The organism is Priestia sp. FSL W8-0524 (assembly GCF_038005965.1).
Lineage (GTDB): Bacteria > Bacillota > Bacilli > Bacillales > Bacillaceae_H > Priestia > Priestia zanthoxyli.
Genome location: NZ_JBBOUG010000001.1, coordinates 204,672 through 217,692 on the forward strand (window position 1 = coordinate 204,672; position 13,021 = coordinate 217,692).

Sequence of the window (13,021 nt, forward strand, 5' to 3'; positions counted from 1 at the left end):
TTCCTATACATTATGCCGCCAGGGGTGGTTTTAGAACACATTGAATAGACAATTGTTGCATCGATATATGAAATAAATAGGGTGGCATAGTTATAAATCTTCTATTCTTGGACATACTTATACTACTAATCTAAAAAGGGATGTGGATGAAAATGAAGGTGGCTATCGGATTAAGTGTATTTACGGTCGTTACAGGAGCAATTGCGTTAGGGTCAGTTTACTTTTTAGCAGGGATCTTTTCGTTTTTCTTAACGGTTTTTTCATAAAAAAATCCACCAAGAGGTGGATTTTTTTATTTAGCAGCGGCTTTTGTTTCATGAGGCGAATTGCCGATAAATCCAAATTTTCCGCCGACAACTTCTTTTACTTCGTGGATGACAATAAAAGAATTCGGGTCAATTTGCTGGATTTTCTTTTTAATTTTTAATAACTCGTTCTTTTTAATAACAACGTAGATAATGCGTTTATCTTTGTTGGCGTAGTAGCCATATCCGTAAAAGATGGTAGCTGCATTTCCAAATTCACTGGTGATAACTTGCGCAATGTCTTTGTACTGATCAGACATAATCGTCATTGCTTTTTTGTTGTGGAAACCTTCGATAACAACATCGACGATTTTAGCACAAAGATAGACGAATATAAAAGTATAGAGGGTATTGTTGACGCCAATAGCAAAAACCGATGCTAAAATAATGACGCTGTCCATGTAGAACATGCTTTTCGAGATATTGTAGCCTTTTGTGTAGTTTAATAAATAAGCTAAAAGAGTTGTGCCGCCGGTAGATCCATCCGCGATAAAAATGAGTGCCAGTCCTGTTCCCATTAGTAAAGCCCCGAATACAATTCCTAAAATCATGTCGTGAACGTGAAAAGGAATATAGCTGACCAGACCTAAGAAAACGGACGTCATGACAGCTCCTAGAATCGTATAGAGAATGGTTTTTTTAGTTAGAAATTTATAAGCTAAGGCAATGAATACAAGGTTCACAAGAAATGTGCTGATACTTGTAGGGATATGAAATAAATAATATAAAACAAGAGCAATACCAACCGTACTTCCGTCACCTAATTTATTTGGAATGACGAAAAAATCAATGGATGCAGCAACTAAAAGCGCTCCGGCAATAATTAAAATGATGTCTTTATAGATTGTTTTCAATATGCAAACCTCCCTGATCATTAGGATATTTTCACGTGGAATCTTGTTTTTACTAGTGTTTCACAAATGATAAAATAAAAAACGTCTTAGAAATTGTCTAGTTATAAAACTGATCAACTTCTAAGACGAAGAATTACGATACGTGTATAATGTCTTGAGTCTGCTTTTCTATGCTTCGATGTCACCGATTATATAAACCTCTGACCGCTATGTCAACGCTATGAGAGATGTTCAACTTTTCAAAAAATAGAAGGCGGTTTCCTACATAAAAAAAGAATCCTTTGCGACGGCGCAAAGGATTTTCAAATTTATTGGAATAGGGGGAATACGTTATTAGGATTACCATTTTCATAAACTAATATACCTTTATTTTTTTAAAAAATTTATTTGTTAATGACGATTGAAAGTTTGTAATTCACATGCTGATTTAGCTCTGTCAAAAAAGCATTTAGTTCTTCATTTGAATGAAATTTGCATTCTAGTAAGTAGCAGCCATCGCCGCTAATTTTAAAGTTGTTGATAACGTACTTCTTCTGACTTTCTACAAATGTAAGGTAGGGGTGGTGATGAATGCTCTGCGTATAGATATTTAAAAATGCATGGACGGTGTAGCCAAGTTTTCGTTCATCAATGTTAATTGTATAGCCTTTGATAATGCCTTCATCTTCTAACTTTAATACTCTAGCAGAAGCGGCTTGTCCGGTTAAATGCACTTTTTCTCCTAATTCTTTCATCTTCATACGTCCATTTTTTGATAGCTCTTCTAGTATGCGCTTATCTGTATTATCTAACATCGCTACAAATCCTTTCGTATTTCAAATCAAAAGGTTTAACTACTTTATGTCACCTATGTATACGGATACGTCTTCTATTTTATACTAAAGAAAAGTAAGAAAAAAGAGCAGTCAATATGGAAGACATGAAAGCAGCAGTAGTTTGCAAACAGCTAGATTGACGAAAGCTTAAGCTTGCTGTATGATTCTTTGAGTGTTTACGTGGTTCGTAACCATCCCACGTTAAAAAACTAAGGAGAGAATAGTAAGATGAATATAAGAACACTTTGCGTCAACGGTCTTTTAGCAGCTATGTATATTGCTGTTAGCATGTTAATTCAGCCGTTTGGCTTCACCAATATCCAATTTCGTATATCAGAAATGTTCAATCATTTGATTGTATTTAATAAAAAGTACGTGTACGGCATTGTACTAGGGGTATTTCTGACGAATTTGTTTTTTTCACCAATGGTCGCTTATGATCTGGTGTTTGGGGTAGGACAATCTGTACTATCATTACTCATTACCATTTTTTCTATGCGCTACATTAAAAATATGTGGGCTCGTATGCTTATTAATACACTTGTGTTTACGTTTACGATGTTTATTATTGCGTTTGAACTGCACCTAGCATTTGATTTACCATTTTTCTTTACGTGGTTAACAACAGCTGTTGGTGAGTTTGTGGTTATGCTTGTTGGAGCACCAATTATGGCGGCCATTAATAAACGTGTACAATTTAATAAGCTAGTTGGATAAAAAGATGCGGCTGTGATAAATCTCACAGCCGCATCTTTTTATCTTTGTTATTCTATAAGTGTAGTGATAAACCCCTTATTATTGAAGAGCTTTTCACGCATGGACAAATTACCCATATCTAGCATGTAAAAAGAGCAGGTCGCTATTGCGTTCTGCTCTTTTTGCGTAACGCAATAGCGAGTATTCAATTAGATTATTTTGAAAGAAGAAGTGACAAATCTCACAGCGCGTTCTTTTTTCTTTTGTTACGATATACATATAGTTGGCAAACTCCTTATCGAAAAGTTTTTCGCACAACAACACATTACCTATGCGTAGCAATTAAAAAAGCAGACCGACAAGGTTTGCTTTTTTAATTGTGTATTTTTACCATTAAATAACTTTTTTGAGTTATAATTGTAAAATAATCTTTGTTACGAGAGAGGGGATTATTTTTTGAATAGAAAGTTAGGAATTCTTGTTTTATTAGTGTTAGCTATCTTATTTGCCGGGTGTTCAAAAGAAGAAGACAACGTTCCTTTAAGAGAACTAGAAAAGATCCATATTAACGTCATCAAAGAACAAAAGATGAAGCAAGGGATTTCGTATGAATTGGAATTCGTAAACAAGAGCGATTTGACCATCAAACAAAACGACGTATTTTTATCGTATCCACTAAAAATAAAAAACGGTTATTCTGAAAATAAATTTAAGGTGTTAGCAGAAGGAAATAAGTTAAATATTAAGCCAAAACAAAAGGTAAAGTTGACTGCATTTCTTCCTTATAAAGGAATTAATAAAGAAGCGTTAGCTATTGATGAGCCTGACGTAAAGTGCATAGGATATTGGAATAAGATCGATGACTACCATCAATTTTCTTTTGGAGGATCTTTGAAGCGAGAATAATACATGGATTTGTTAAATGATGGAACTTATGAAGCGTGAAATCGTATATAAATCAAGGGGGAGATTTTAGTGAAGAGATATGGACTATTTATCATTAGTTTCATCGTTTTCTTGGGTAGCTTTCAACTGCTATCAGGAATGATTCTTACGCTCTTATATGTTCCAGAAAGTTCGACTATGTGGAGCTCAATCGAAGGATTATCAAGTAAAGTAACGTTTGGCAGTTATTCTGGTAGCTTTGCTTTTATGATTCCCGCTGTAGCAGCTACAGCCGCTTTTTTTATCTCTAAAAAATGGGTTAGGAAAAGTGTATAAGAAACTAATAGCGGTGGTGAATAAACAGTGAATGTAGACACGGATAGATTAGTTAGCTTCTTTATTTTATGGGGAACACCCGCTGCTTTTAGTATAATAGAGTACTTTAAACTGAGTAAGACTGAAAAACAAGAAGCTATACGAGACTTAACATCATTAAAATCGATTATAACAACAGGCTTTATATTGATTGGAGGAGTGATGGCGAGTTTAGGTAGAGTATTATCGCTGCTGCCTCTGCACATTATGGGTACTTTTATTTTAGTCATTGGTGGTATCGCGGGCGCTATTGAAGCATGGAAAACAGAAAAAAAGAGAGGTATTATTATTCTTGCTTTCATAGTATCTATGATTGCTTTTACATTTGTAATATAAATTCGGCATGTAACAAGAGCTGCTCATGACTTGAGCAGCTCTTGTTAGTTTCTTATTTATTGCGTCTCCAGCTGCTGGTCTTTTTTCTTTAACGTAAGAGCGAGCAGGAACGAAACGATAGCGAAAGCGATGGCTACATAATAGACGGTATGGACCCCGCTTGTCATACTTTTTATTTGTAACAGCGTTTTATTCGTTTCATTTGATTGTTGAATAAAGTGCTGAGAAGCCATTGTCATAATACTTGTATACAAAGCGGGTCCAATTGCGCCTGAAACTTGGTTAATCGTATTTGAAATGGCTGAACCGTGAGCGTGAAGAGGTTTAGGTACTTGATTTAAAGCAAGCGTCATTACGGGTCCTATGCTTAAATCTACGCCAATTGTAAAGGCAGCGTATAAAATAGCTGCAGTCATCGTAGTTGTTTCTCTTGAAATGGTAGTGAACAAACTTAAAATAAACGTTAAAAGAATTAAACTTGTTAAAAGCAGCGGTTTAAATCCAATTTTATCAAACAAACTTCCTCCGACCATAGCTGTTAGAGCCAGCGTTACTCCTCCTGGAAGCATAAGAAAACCTGATGGTAGCAACTCTATACTGATCAGTCAATCTAGACGTTTAGGTCTTGCATAGAAGTGGAGATTGACGTTAGTTTGACAGGTGTAAGCATTGCTTGAAATGTTAAGAATAAGATTACAAAGTATTTTGGATCTATACTTCTATTGCTGTGAAAAAAATATAGTCAAGTAATGAAATTAAAAGAAGACGAGAAGCGTATAGCATGTTACGATAGGGACGGTATAGAAATTGACACATATCGGTTTCTAATAGAAGAGACAAATTTTAAAATTTTTAAATGTAAGGTTGTGATTCACCTGAGACTGAATAAATTTATTAGCGAATCTGGCAAAGCGTCAAGACGCGGGGCAGATAAGTTAATTAGTGAAGGAAGAGTAACCGTTAATGGAAAGGTTGCAAAAATCGGAGATCAAGTTAAGCCTGGCGATGATATTCGAGTAAGTGGCCAACAGCTTCGGATTGCTCGAAATAATGTATATATTGCACTTAATAAACCAGTCGGCATTACAAGTACGAGTGAGAAAAAAGTAAAGGGAAACATCATTGACTTAGTCAATCACCCTTTGCGTATTCATCATGTCGGACGACTAGATAAGGATTCAGACGGCTTAATTTTACTTACAAATGACGGCGATATTATTAACGAAATTTTACGTGCAGAAAACAAGCATGAAAAAGAATATATTGTTGCAGTAGATAAGCCGATTACACCTGAGTTTATCAAAAACATGTCTGAGGGAGTAAAAATTTTAGGTGCAAAAACGCTTCCTTGTAAAGTGACACAGCTGTCTAAGTACGAGTTTCAAATTATTTTAACACAGGGCTTAAATCGTCAAATTCGCCGTATGTGTGAAGTGCTCGGATATGAAGTATACCGACTTCAGCGTACGCGTATTATGAATATTCACTTAAACAACTTGCCTGTTGGGCAATGGAGAGATTTAACGAAAAAAGAGCGTACGCAGCTATTCAAAGAATTAGACTATGAACCTAAAGAGTGGTAAATCAAAAGACACCAGCCTGTTAGACTGGTGTCTTTTTTTATTCGCATACAACTACTTGTCTAGAAAATACGCTTTTGCGCGCTACGCAGCGATCTGAAATAGAAAAGCCAGCTTCATGAATCATATGGTCAATCGTGTCTACTGTAATCACGACTACTTTATCCGCAAAGCGGCGAGCGTGTTTTAAAATAGAAAGCTGATCTTCAGGCGTCGCGTGGGTGTAGAGATTGTAAGGCATGTCGATGATCGCTACGTCATAGTGAGTGGTAACATCCGAAATCGGTCCGGTTTTGACATCACCCTTTAAGCCGAAATGCGCAATATTTTCACGAGATCCGTCGGTCACAAGTGGGTTGATATCGCGTCCTACAATATCAATGCCCATTGAAAGAGCTTCTACGAGGACTGTACCAATACCACAGCATGGATCAATCGCTTTGATTCCTTCAGGCTTTGGAACGGCAATGTTAGCTACAGCTCTTGCAAGGCGGGTACTGAGTGCCGTAGAGTATTCACGCGGTTTCTTCAAATGATGCAGCCATACAGCTTCGCTTTTTTGATATTTTCCAAAATACCAGCGTCCTTCAAATGGAACAATTCCAAACAAATGGTCAGGGTTATGCAAGTCTGCTTCTGCTACAAAATGCCAACCCACATCACGTTCAATCGCACGCTGACCTTTATAGCTTATTTTTTGATCTTTTTCTAAGTCATTAATTTTCATAAAAATGAGTTTAAATGTTTGATCTCCAAGGTCAATATCTTCTACTTGTTTGCAAATATCTGCAAGGTCATCTGATTCATACATAATATCTAATCGCTCTTTGATAAAAGGGCTTCTGCTTGGATCAAGTTTAACGGCGCTTCTTATGATAGGTTTCTCAGTTTCAATTTCAAAAAGAGAGCGTCTCTCTAATTGACATAGTGAGAGTTCCTCTTCGCTGCATGCGTATGTGTAGATATACTGAGGCAGCTGCGTATGGTTATTCAATATCGTATCATCCTTTATCGTATCTAATTATCCTTCTTCTCAAACAATAGCGAGAAAAGAAGAGAAAAGCAACGAATTTAAATATATTTGGCTGTGAATACTAAATTGAAGCGCTACATAGTCCACTTATTTGACAAAACATGCTAAAATAACTGATGATAACCTGCATGTGCTGCTGTTTATACAAAAGAACTGGATCAAGGTTTCTCAAAAATCATTTATACACTGCTGACATTTTGATGAATAGGAGAGGCTACGTGATGTCTAAAAGTGATCATGAAAAGCAACAGATGAGTCGGGCTGATATGAAAAAACAAGCTAAAACATCCTCGCAAAACCTTGTGATGAACGTACTCATTGCCATTGTATCTGCATGTATTTTAGCTCTTATTATAAATATTTTTGTACTAATGAAATGAGTCGTTATGCTGCTCATTTCTTTTTATTAGGTTCAGCTTTTATTGAAGAGTTTGAGGTCTCTTTCACTAGAGAGCACATTGTGAATAGCATATCTTTTTTTTACAAATGATAGTTGTGATATGATAAAGCAATAATACATTAGACAAAAAGCTGGAGGTTACTTAGTATGCCATTACTTAGATTTGATGTAATAGAAGGAAGAGACGAAAAAGAGTTAAAAGCATTACTAGATGCTACTCATCGAGCGATGCTAGAAGCCTTTGGCGTCCCAGAACGCGATCGTTATCAAATTGTACATCAGCATCCTGCTCATGAAATGATTATTGAAGATACAGGTCTTGGCTTTGAGAGAAGCAAGGATTTGGTTATTATAAGTGTGACGAGCAAACAGCGAACAGAAGAGCAAAAACAAGCTCTTTACAAATTAATTGTAAAAGAGCTGGGACAAAGCTGCGGAATTCAGCCAAGCGACATTATGATTTCAATTGTTGAAAACGGTAATGCTGACTGGAGCTTTGGTATGGGAGAAGCTCAATTCTTAACTGGGAAATTATAAAATGGTTTATTATCTAGAGAAGCCCTTATTTCTAAGGGCTTTTTCTCATTTTGTCTATAAAAATATTATTCTCTTAGTCACATCTTACTCAAAATTAAATACAGACATCTGTCAAATGAATGATACAATAAGCTTATATGCCGTTTTGAGTGGGAAAACCAAAAAAGAGTTCGGCGTACTAACTTCAGAACAACAATAATTTTACATAAAGATGTAAAGATTTAAAGGTTAAAAGAGAAATGTATAAAATCTGTAAAACAAAAGAACAGTTACGCGTTAAACATAGGAGTAAAAGGTTCTTCACGTGTTTTTTCGGATAATAAGAGAAAGTAATTTTGATCATTGAGGAGGAACTTAGAATGTTTGGATTTGATGCAGATGTATCGCCATTAGTGCGAATTAAAGTAATTGGAGTCGGCGGTGGAGGAAATAACACCGTTAACCGTATGATTGAACATGGTGTACAAGGGGTAGAATTTATCGCCGTTAATACGGATGCTCAGGCGCTTAATTTATCTAAAGCAGATGTGAAAATGCAGATTGGTGCGGCATTAACGCGAGGATTAGGTGCAGGAGCTAATCCAGAAGTAGGAAGAGAAGCTGCAGAAGAAAGCAGAGAGCAAATTCAAGAAGTACTGCAAGGCGCAGATATGGTATTCGTAACAGCTGGCATGGGGGGAGGCACTGGTACTGGAGCAGCTCCGGTTATTGCCCAAATTGCCCGTGAACTAAATGCTTTAACAATTGGAGTAGTTACTCGCCCTTTCAAGTTTGAAGGAAATAAACGTACCAAGCAAGCAGTAGGCGGTATTACTGCGATGAATGAATCGGTAGATACCCTTATTGTCATTCCAAACGACCGCTTGCTTGAAATCGTTGATAAAAAGACACCTATGCTTGAAGCATTCCGTGAAGCAGATAATGTTCTTCGCCAAGGTATTCAAGGTATTTCAGATTTAATCGCTGTTCCGGGGCTGATTAACCTTGACTTTGCTGATGTAAAAACAATTATGTCTAATCAAGGATTTGCGCTTATGGGTATCGGACGAGCTTCGGGATCAGATCGAGCAATTGAAGCAGCGAAAAAAGCGATTTCTAGTCCGCTGCTAGATGCATCGATTGATGGAGCAAGAGGCGTGCTGCTGAACATTACGAGCGGCAGCAGCCTGAGTCTTTACGAAGTACAGGAAGCAGCAGATATTGTCACGTCCGCTTCTGATCAGGACTTAAATATGATTTTTGGATCTGTGATTAATGAAGATTTAAAGGACGAAATGATGGTAACCGTCATTGCCACTGGATTTGATGATGAAGATATTTCACCATCAGCTTCCACTTCTAGAGTTTCAAGAGCACGCTACTAAATTAAATAACCAGCTTTTATGGTGGCAATTGTTTTTCAATTGCCTTAAAAGGGAATCCGGTGAAAATCCGGAGCGGTCCCGCCACTGTAACAAGGAGCCTTATGTCAAAAAGCCACTGTCTATTTAGAGACGGGAAGGCGGTATAAGGCAATGACTTGAAGCCAGGAGACCTGCCATAAATCGCAGCACGCAATAACCTACGAGGATAGGGAGGTGTTTTGGCAGAATCAAAAATACGATAAACAAGGGATACGTTTATCTGAATTTGTTGTGAAGGCAAGCACTTCTTTTTAGAAGTGCTTTTTTTTGTGTATTAAAATAGAAGGTGGAAAAATGAATGATAAATAATAAAAAACTTGTATCTATGATATTTCTCGTGTTACTTTGCCTCACTGCTTGCGCTCCTAATGAAGAGAGTGTAAGTATAAAAGAAAGAAAGAAAACGGATAAAAGTGTGACGTTTTTATTTAATTTTACATCTGCAACGCTTGATCCTCATACGGACGATAATTATACAGCAGTTCGTGGGGGAGTAGGGGAGACGCTTGTTAAAATCAACGACGATTTAAAAATAAAGCCTTGGCTTGCTGAAAAGTGGGAAACGAAAGATAACGGCCTTACATGGACATTTATGATAAGAAAGAACATCATGTTTCAAAACGGAAAAGCGCTGGATGCAAATGCCGTTAAGTCTTCTCTTCAAAGAACGATAGACCAAAGTTATGCGATGAAAAACGCTTTAAATATTAAAGAAATGAAAGCGAACAGTCATGCGCTGACAATTACATTAAAAGAAACAATGCCTAAATTTCCTTCTGAATTAGTGCATCCAAATACAGCTATTATAGATGTTGATGCTTCTAATATAGCTAAGAAGCCCATTGGTACGGGTCCATTTCGCGTCTTGTCTTTTGATCAAGGAAATCAAGTAAAATTAGAAAGATATGAAAATTATTGGGGTGGAAAAGTGAAATTGAAAAGTGCGATCTTTGGATTTAACGAAGATGCTAATGCGCGAGTTGCTGCTCTTCAATCTGGAACAGCCGATATTATTTATCGCCCGCCTTTAGAAAGCTTGGGCACTTTACAAACAGATCCGTCTTTTAAAGTAAGTGGAGTACCTAGTGTGCGCACCCATTTATTGCTTTACAATCAAACTAATGACGCATTAAAAGACGAAAATGTAAGAAAAGCTATCGATACCTTATTGAACCGAAAAGAAATTGTTAGCAGCATCATGAACAATCAAGCGGCAGCGGCTCGAGGTCCGTTTTTACCCCAATTTCCTTTTGCTGATAGTACTGCTAATGAGCAAAGAGGTATGACATCTGCTAAAAAATATTTAGAGAAAGCAGGCTATCAAATCAAAAATGACAAAGCAATTAAAAATGGAAAGCCACTATCGCTCTCTCTTGTCACATACAGTTCTTTGCCAGAACTGCCTTTAATTGCTCAGCTTATACAGTCTAATGCCAAAGAGTTAGGAATTACTATTAAGATTCACCTAGTTGAAGATAGCGATGAATATGTAATGGCAAAAGATGATTGGGATTTAGCATTGTACAGCCTTATCACAGCACCTAGAGGAGATGCCAGCTATTATTTAAGTACGAACTATTTGCCCGGCGGTGGTTTAAATGCCAGCCGGATTAATGATGATACGCTAACAAAAATGATAGAACAGTTAAATTCAACAGTAGATGACGCAAAACGAGATCAGTTAGCCAAACAAGCAACCGCTTTGATTAATAGAAAAATGCTGACGTCATCAATTGTACATCCAAACATTGTTGTTGCTTATAATCAAAAAGTGAAAAACTGGACAACAAATCCAAGCGAGTATTATATGCTGACTCAGCATTTAGACGTAACGCCGTAGTTAACAGTGCAGCATAAGCAGAGAAAAGAAAAAGTATACAATGATCGTTAAAAGGATGTGACAGTAAACGTGCAAGAAGTACAAATGTATCAAATTAAAGAAGTAAAAGAAAAGGATGCTGAAGTGATTCAGTTTGTCATGAATATGCGGAATGAGCTATTTCCTATGCTGGAAAAAAATCAGCTTCCTGTGGATTTGCTTCATTTTAATGAACATTACGTTCAAGCGAAAGACGCTGCTTTTTTTGCAGCTGTTACGGAAAATCAACAAGTAATTGGAACCATTGGTTTATACGCTTACGATGGACGGTTTCATGCATTAAAAGAGCGATATGAACATAGAACTGCAGCTGAGATTGTAAAATGCTATGTCGATCCAGCGTACCGGCGTCTAGGCATTGGACAGCAGCTGTTAAAAGCAGTTGAACAATTTGCCCAAAGTCATTTTTATGACACGCTGTATCTGCATACTCATCCTTTCTTACCTGGCGCTATTCCTTTTTGGGCTTCACAAGGCTTTATCAAAAGGCTAGCTGAACAGGACGAACCATGGAATACGCTGCACATGGACAGAAAAATACAACGAGTCGTAACGTAACGAGATCATACAGTAATTACCATGGAATCTGTATATGGGCTCATGCTATAATGAACGTAACTTACATTTATAGCCTGTAGGGCAAGTCCTTACAGAAAAGAACCACGTTTCGAATTGGCTGAAACGTGGTTTTTTTCTATAAAAAACAAGTAACAAAATATTTTTAAAAATATATATGAAATCGCTTTCAAAATAATGAAATATATTATATAATTACTAGTGTTGTGTTGTACTTTGTTAGTGTTAAATCAATATCCTACATGTGTGAGCCGATTGCCTTATGGTAGTCGGCTTCCTTTTTTTATAGTAGAAGTCAAAAGGGAAACAGCGTTCGTTAAAATGGCTGTAATTGTCATGATAATAGTTGTCCCAAAGGCCCACTTGAAAAGAAAGAAAAGTAGCAATCATTCCAAACCCTAACAAAGAAAGCATTATCCATCACCTCTTAAAAATTTAGAAAATTCTATTAATTTATGTTATAGCATTAGAATTAATGTTAAAGTTTAGTATTTTTAAATAAGGTAACTTCAAACTAAAACTAAAAACTAAAAAAGCCGCCTTGTAGGCGACTGGTTTAAGCTAGGTCAGCTGTTATGGACTGCTTTTGAAGGTGATCAGACAGCAGGCTGTAGGCGATAATCTTCTTTTTGTATTGTTTCACGACGTCGACATGATCATGATAGCTGTATACGCATAGTCGAACATCGTTTTTCCCTTTTTTCGTATCGATAACAAGTGGAGTTTCACTGTCTTCTAGGTGTTTATAATAGTCCTTATTTCCTTCATGGACATAATATTGTTTTAAAAATGTTGCTTTATTAAAATAATCAATCACTTGCATTTTGTCTTTGCCTTCTAAATGTTTCCCATCAACTGTGACAGTAGCGTTTTGATCATCAAGTGTTGGGTGTAACTGAAATTTAGTCATAAGCCATTTGACCACTGGAGTTGGAAGACACGTTATTAATATTTTGAGTGCACTTACAAGAATGATGGAAAGTAATACAATCCATGTCATAGTTAATCATCTCCGCTTAAATTAAATAAGATTACATACTTATTTTACCACAGAGAACATGATTGCTTTTTGTACATTATGTGAACCTTCTTTAGTGAAAAGATGTATATGAAATGCGTTTATTTATGCACATTTAGGGAAATATAAAATTATAACAAATACTACATATAAAAAAGGAGAAAAAATTATGTTGTGGACGATTATTGGACTTTTATTTATTTTTTGGTTATTAGGATTAGTTTTTCATATTGGCGGCGGCATCATTCACATTCTTCTTGTCATTGCAGTGATTGTGCTGATCGTAAAACTTGTGAAACGAATTTAGATATAAAAAGCCTTTCCTTAGG

16 protein-coding genes and 2 riboswitches are annotated in these 13,021 nt (G+C 36.5%); of the genes, 11 read left to right on the top strand and 5 right to left on the bottom strand.

Features of this window, described 5'->3' with window-relative positions; translation table 11 throughout:
- Positions 1–292 precede the first annotated feature (292 nt).
- Together NST66_RS01035 and NST66_RS01040 are read right to left on the bottom strand one after the other, a co-directional pair.
- Positions 293–1,159: a YitT family protein gene (locus tag NST66_RS01035; protein ID WP_028414344.1), complete on the bottom strand. Its 867-nt coding sequence runs from the start codon at positions 1,157–1,159 to the stop codon at positions 293–295.
- A gap of 383 nt (positions 1,160–1,542) precedes the next feature.
- Positions 1,543–1,953 carry an Lrp/AsnC family transcriptional regulator gene (locus tag NST66_RS01040; RefSeq protein WP_221818394.1) on the bottom strand — a complete coding sequence of 137 codons (411 nt, stop codon included), beginning with the start codon at positions 1,951–1,953 and terminating at the stop codon, positions 1,543–1,545.
- A gap of 195 nt (positions 1,954–2,148) precedes the next feature.
- Positions 2,149–2,193: riboswitch (PreQ1 riboswitch) on the top strand.
- A 9-nt stretch (positions 2,194–2,202) separates the two neighbouring features.
- On the opposite strand from NST66_RS01040, the gene NST66_RS01045 reads away from it, so the two are divergent.
- From NST66_RS01045 to NST66_RS01060, 4 genes are all read left to right on the top strand, one after another.
- The gene (locus tag NST66_RS01045; RefSeq protein WP_028414342.1) at positions 2,203–2,691 is read left to right on the top strand and encodes a QueT transporter family protein; all 489 of its coding nucleotides are present in this window, start codon (positions 2,203–2,205) and stop codon (positions 2,689–2,691) included.
- A 435-nt stretch (positions 2,692–3,126) separates the two neighbouring features.
- Complete coding sequence (locus tag NST66_RS01050) at positions 3,127–3,576, top strand: hypothetical protein (protein ID WP_028414341.1); 450 nt, start codon at positions 3,127–3,129, stop codon at positions 3,574–3,576.
- Between the two features lie 69 nt (positions 3,577–3,645).
- A complete protein-coding gene (locus tag NST66_RS01055; protein WP_028414340.1) occupies positions 3,646–3,891 on the top strand; it encodes a hypothetical protein in 246 nt (81 codons plus the stop codon).
- A gap of 27 nt (positions 3,892–3,918) precedes the next feature.
- A complete protein-coding gene (locus NST66_RS01060; RefSeq protein ID WP_328157918.1) occupies positions 3,919–4,266 on the top strand; it encodes a hypothetical protein in 348 nt (115 codons plus the stop codon).
- A gap of 56 nt (positions 4,267–4,322) precedes the next feature.
- On the opposite strand, the gene NST66_RS01065 is transcribed toward NST66_RS01060, so the two are convergent.
- Positions 4,323–4,856 carry an MFS transporter gene (locus NST66_RS01065; protein WP_328157920.1) on the bottom strand — a complete coding sequence of 178 codons (534 nt, stop codon included), beginning with the start codon at positions 4,854–4,856 and terminating at the stop codon, positions 4,323–4,325.
- Between the two features lie 276 nt (positions 4,857–5,132).
- Between NST66_RS01065 and rluF the strand changes: the two genes are divergently transcribed.
- The gene (gene rluF / locus NST66_RS01070; RefSeq protein WP_328157922.1) at positions 5,133–5,849 is read left to right on the top strand and encodes a 23S rRNA pseudouridine(2604) synthase RluF; all 717 of its coding nucleotides are present in this window, start codon (positions 5,133–5,135) and stop codon (positions 5,847–5,849) included.
- A gap of 37 nt (positions 5,850–5,886) precedes the next feature.
- On the opposite strand, the gene NST66_RS01075 is transcribed toward rluF, so the two are convergent.
- The gene (locus NST66_RS01075) at positions 5,887–6,840 is read right to left on the bottom strand and encodes a TRM11 family SAM-dependent methyltransferase (RefSeq protein ID WP_033580681.1); all 954 of its coding nucleotides are present in this window, start codon (positions 6,838–6,840) and stop codon (positions 5,887–5,889) included.
- Positions 6,841–7,100: 260 nt separating this feature from the next.
- Here NST66_RS01075 and NST66_RS01080 point away from each other — a divergent pair, with 260 nt between their 5' ends.
- The 5 genes from NST66_RS01080 to NST66_RS01100 all read left to right on the top strand — a co-directional run bounded on the left by NST66_RS01080 (position 7,101) and on the right by NST66_RS01100 (position 11,656).
- The gene (locus tag NST66_RS01080; RefSeq protein ID WP_165635927.1) at positions 7,101–7,259 is read left to right on the top strand and encodes a hypothetical protein; all 159 of its coding nucleotides are present in this window, start codon (positions 7,101–7,103) and stop codon (positions 7,257–7,259) included.
- A 167-nt stretch (positions 7,260–7,426) separates the two neighbouring features.
- Positions 7,427–7,816 (top strand): tautomerase family protein, encoded by a 390-nt coding sequence (locus tag NST66_RS01085; RefSeq protein ID WP_340843026.1) that lies wholly within the window; start codon positions 7,427–7,429, stop codon positions 7,814–7,816.
- 359 nt (positions 7,817–8,175) lie between these two features.
- Positions 8,176–9,180, top strand: a complete 1,005-nt coding sequence (gene ftsZ, locus NST66_RS01090; RefSeq protein WP_014461739.1) for a cell division protein FtsZ — start codon at positions 8,176–8,178, stop codon at positions 9,178–9,180.
- Positions 9,181–9,182: 2 nt separating this feature from the next.
- Positions 9,183–9,373: riboswitch (cobalamin riboswitch) on the top strand.
- Positions 9,374–9,517: 144 nt separating this feature from the next.
- Positions 9,518–11,059, top strand: a complete 1,542-nt coding sequence (nikA, locus tag NST66_RS01095) for a nickel ABC transporter substrate-binding protein (protein WP_340843027.1) — start codon at positions 9,518–9,520, stop codon at positions 11,057–11,059.
- A gap of 69 nt (positions 11,060–11,128) precedes the next feature.
- Positions 11,129–11,656 carry a GNAT family N-acetyltransferase gene (locus NST66_RS01100; RefSeq protein WP_051137139.1) on the top strand — a complete coding sequence of 176 codons (528 nt, stop codon included), beginning with the start codon at positions 11,129–11,131 and terminating at the stop codon, positions 11,654–11,656.
- A 574-nt stretch (positions 11,657–12,230) separates the two neighbouring features.
- Here the strand turns inward: NST66_RS01100 and NST66_RS01105 are convergent.
- A complete protein-coding gene (locus tag NST66_RS01105; protein WP_028414332.1) occupies positions 12,231–12,674 on the bottom strand; it encodes a YfmQ family protein in 444 nt (147 codons plus the stop codon).
- Positions 12,675–12,861: 187 nt separating this feature from the next.
- Between NST66_RS01105 and NST66_RS01110 the strand changes: the two genes are divergently transcribed.
- Positions 12,862–12,999, top strand: coding sequence for a lmo0937 family membrane protein (locus NST66_RS01110; protein WP_013055244.1), 138 nt, complete (start codon positions 12,862–12,864; stop codon positions 12,997–12,999).
- Positions 13,000–13,021: the final 22 nt, after the last annotated feature.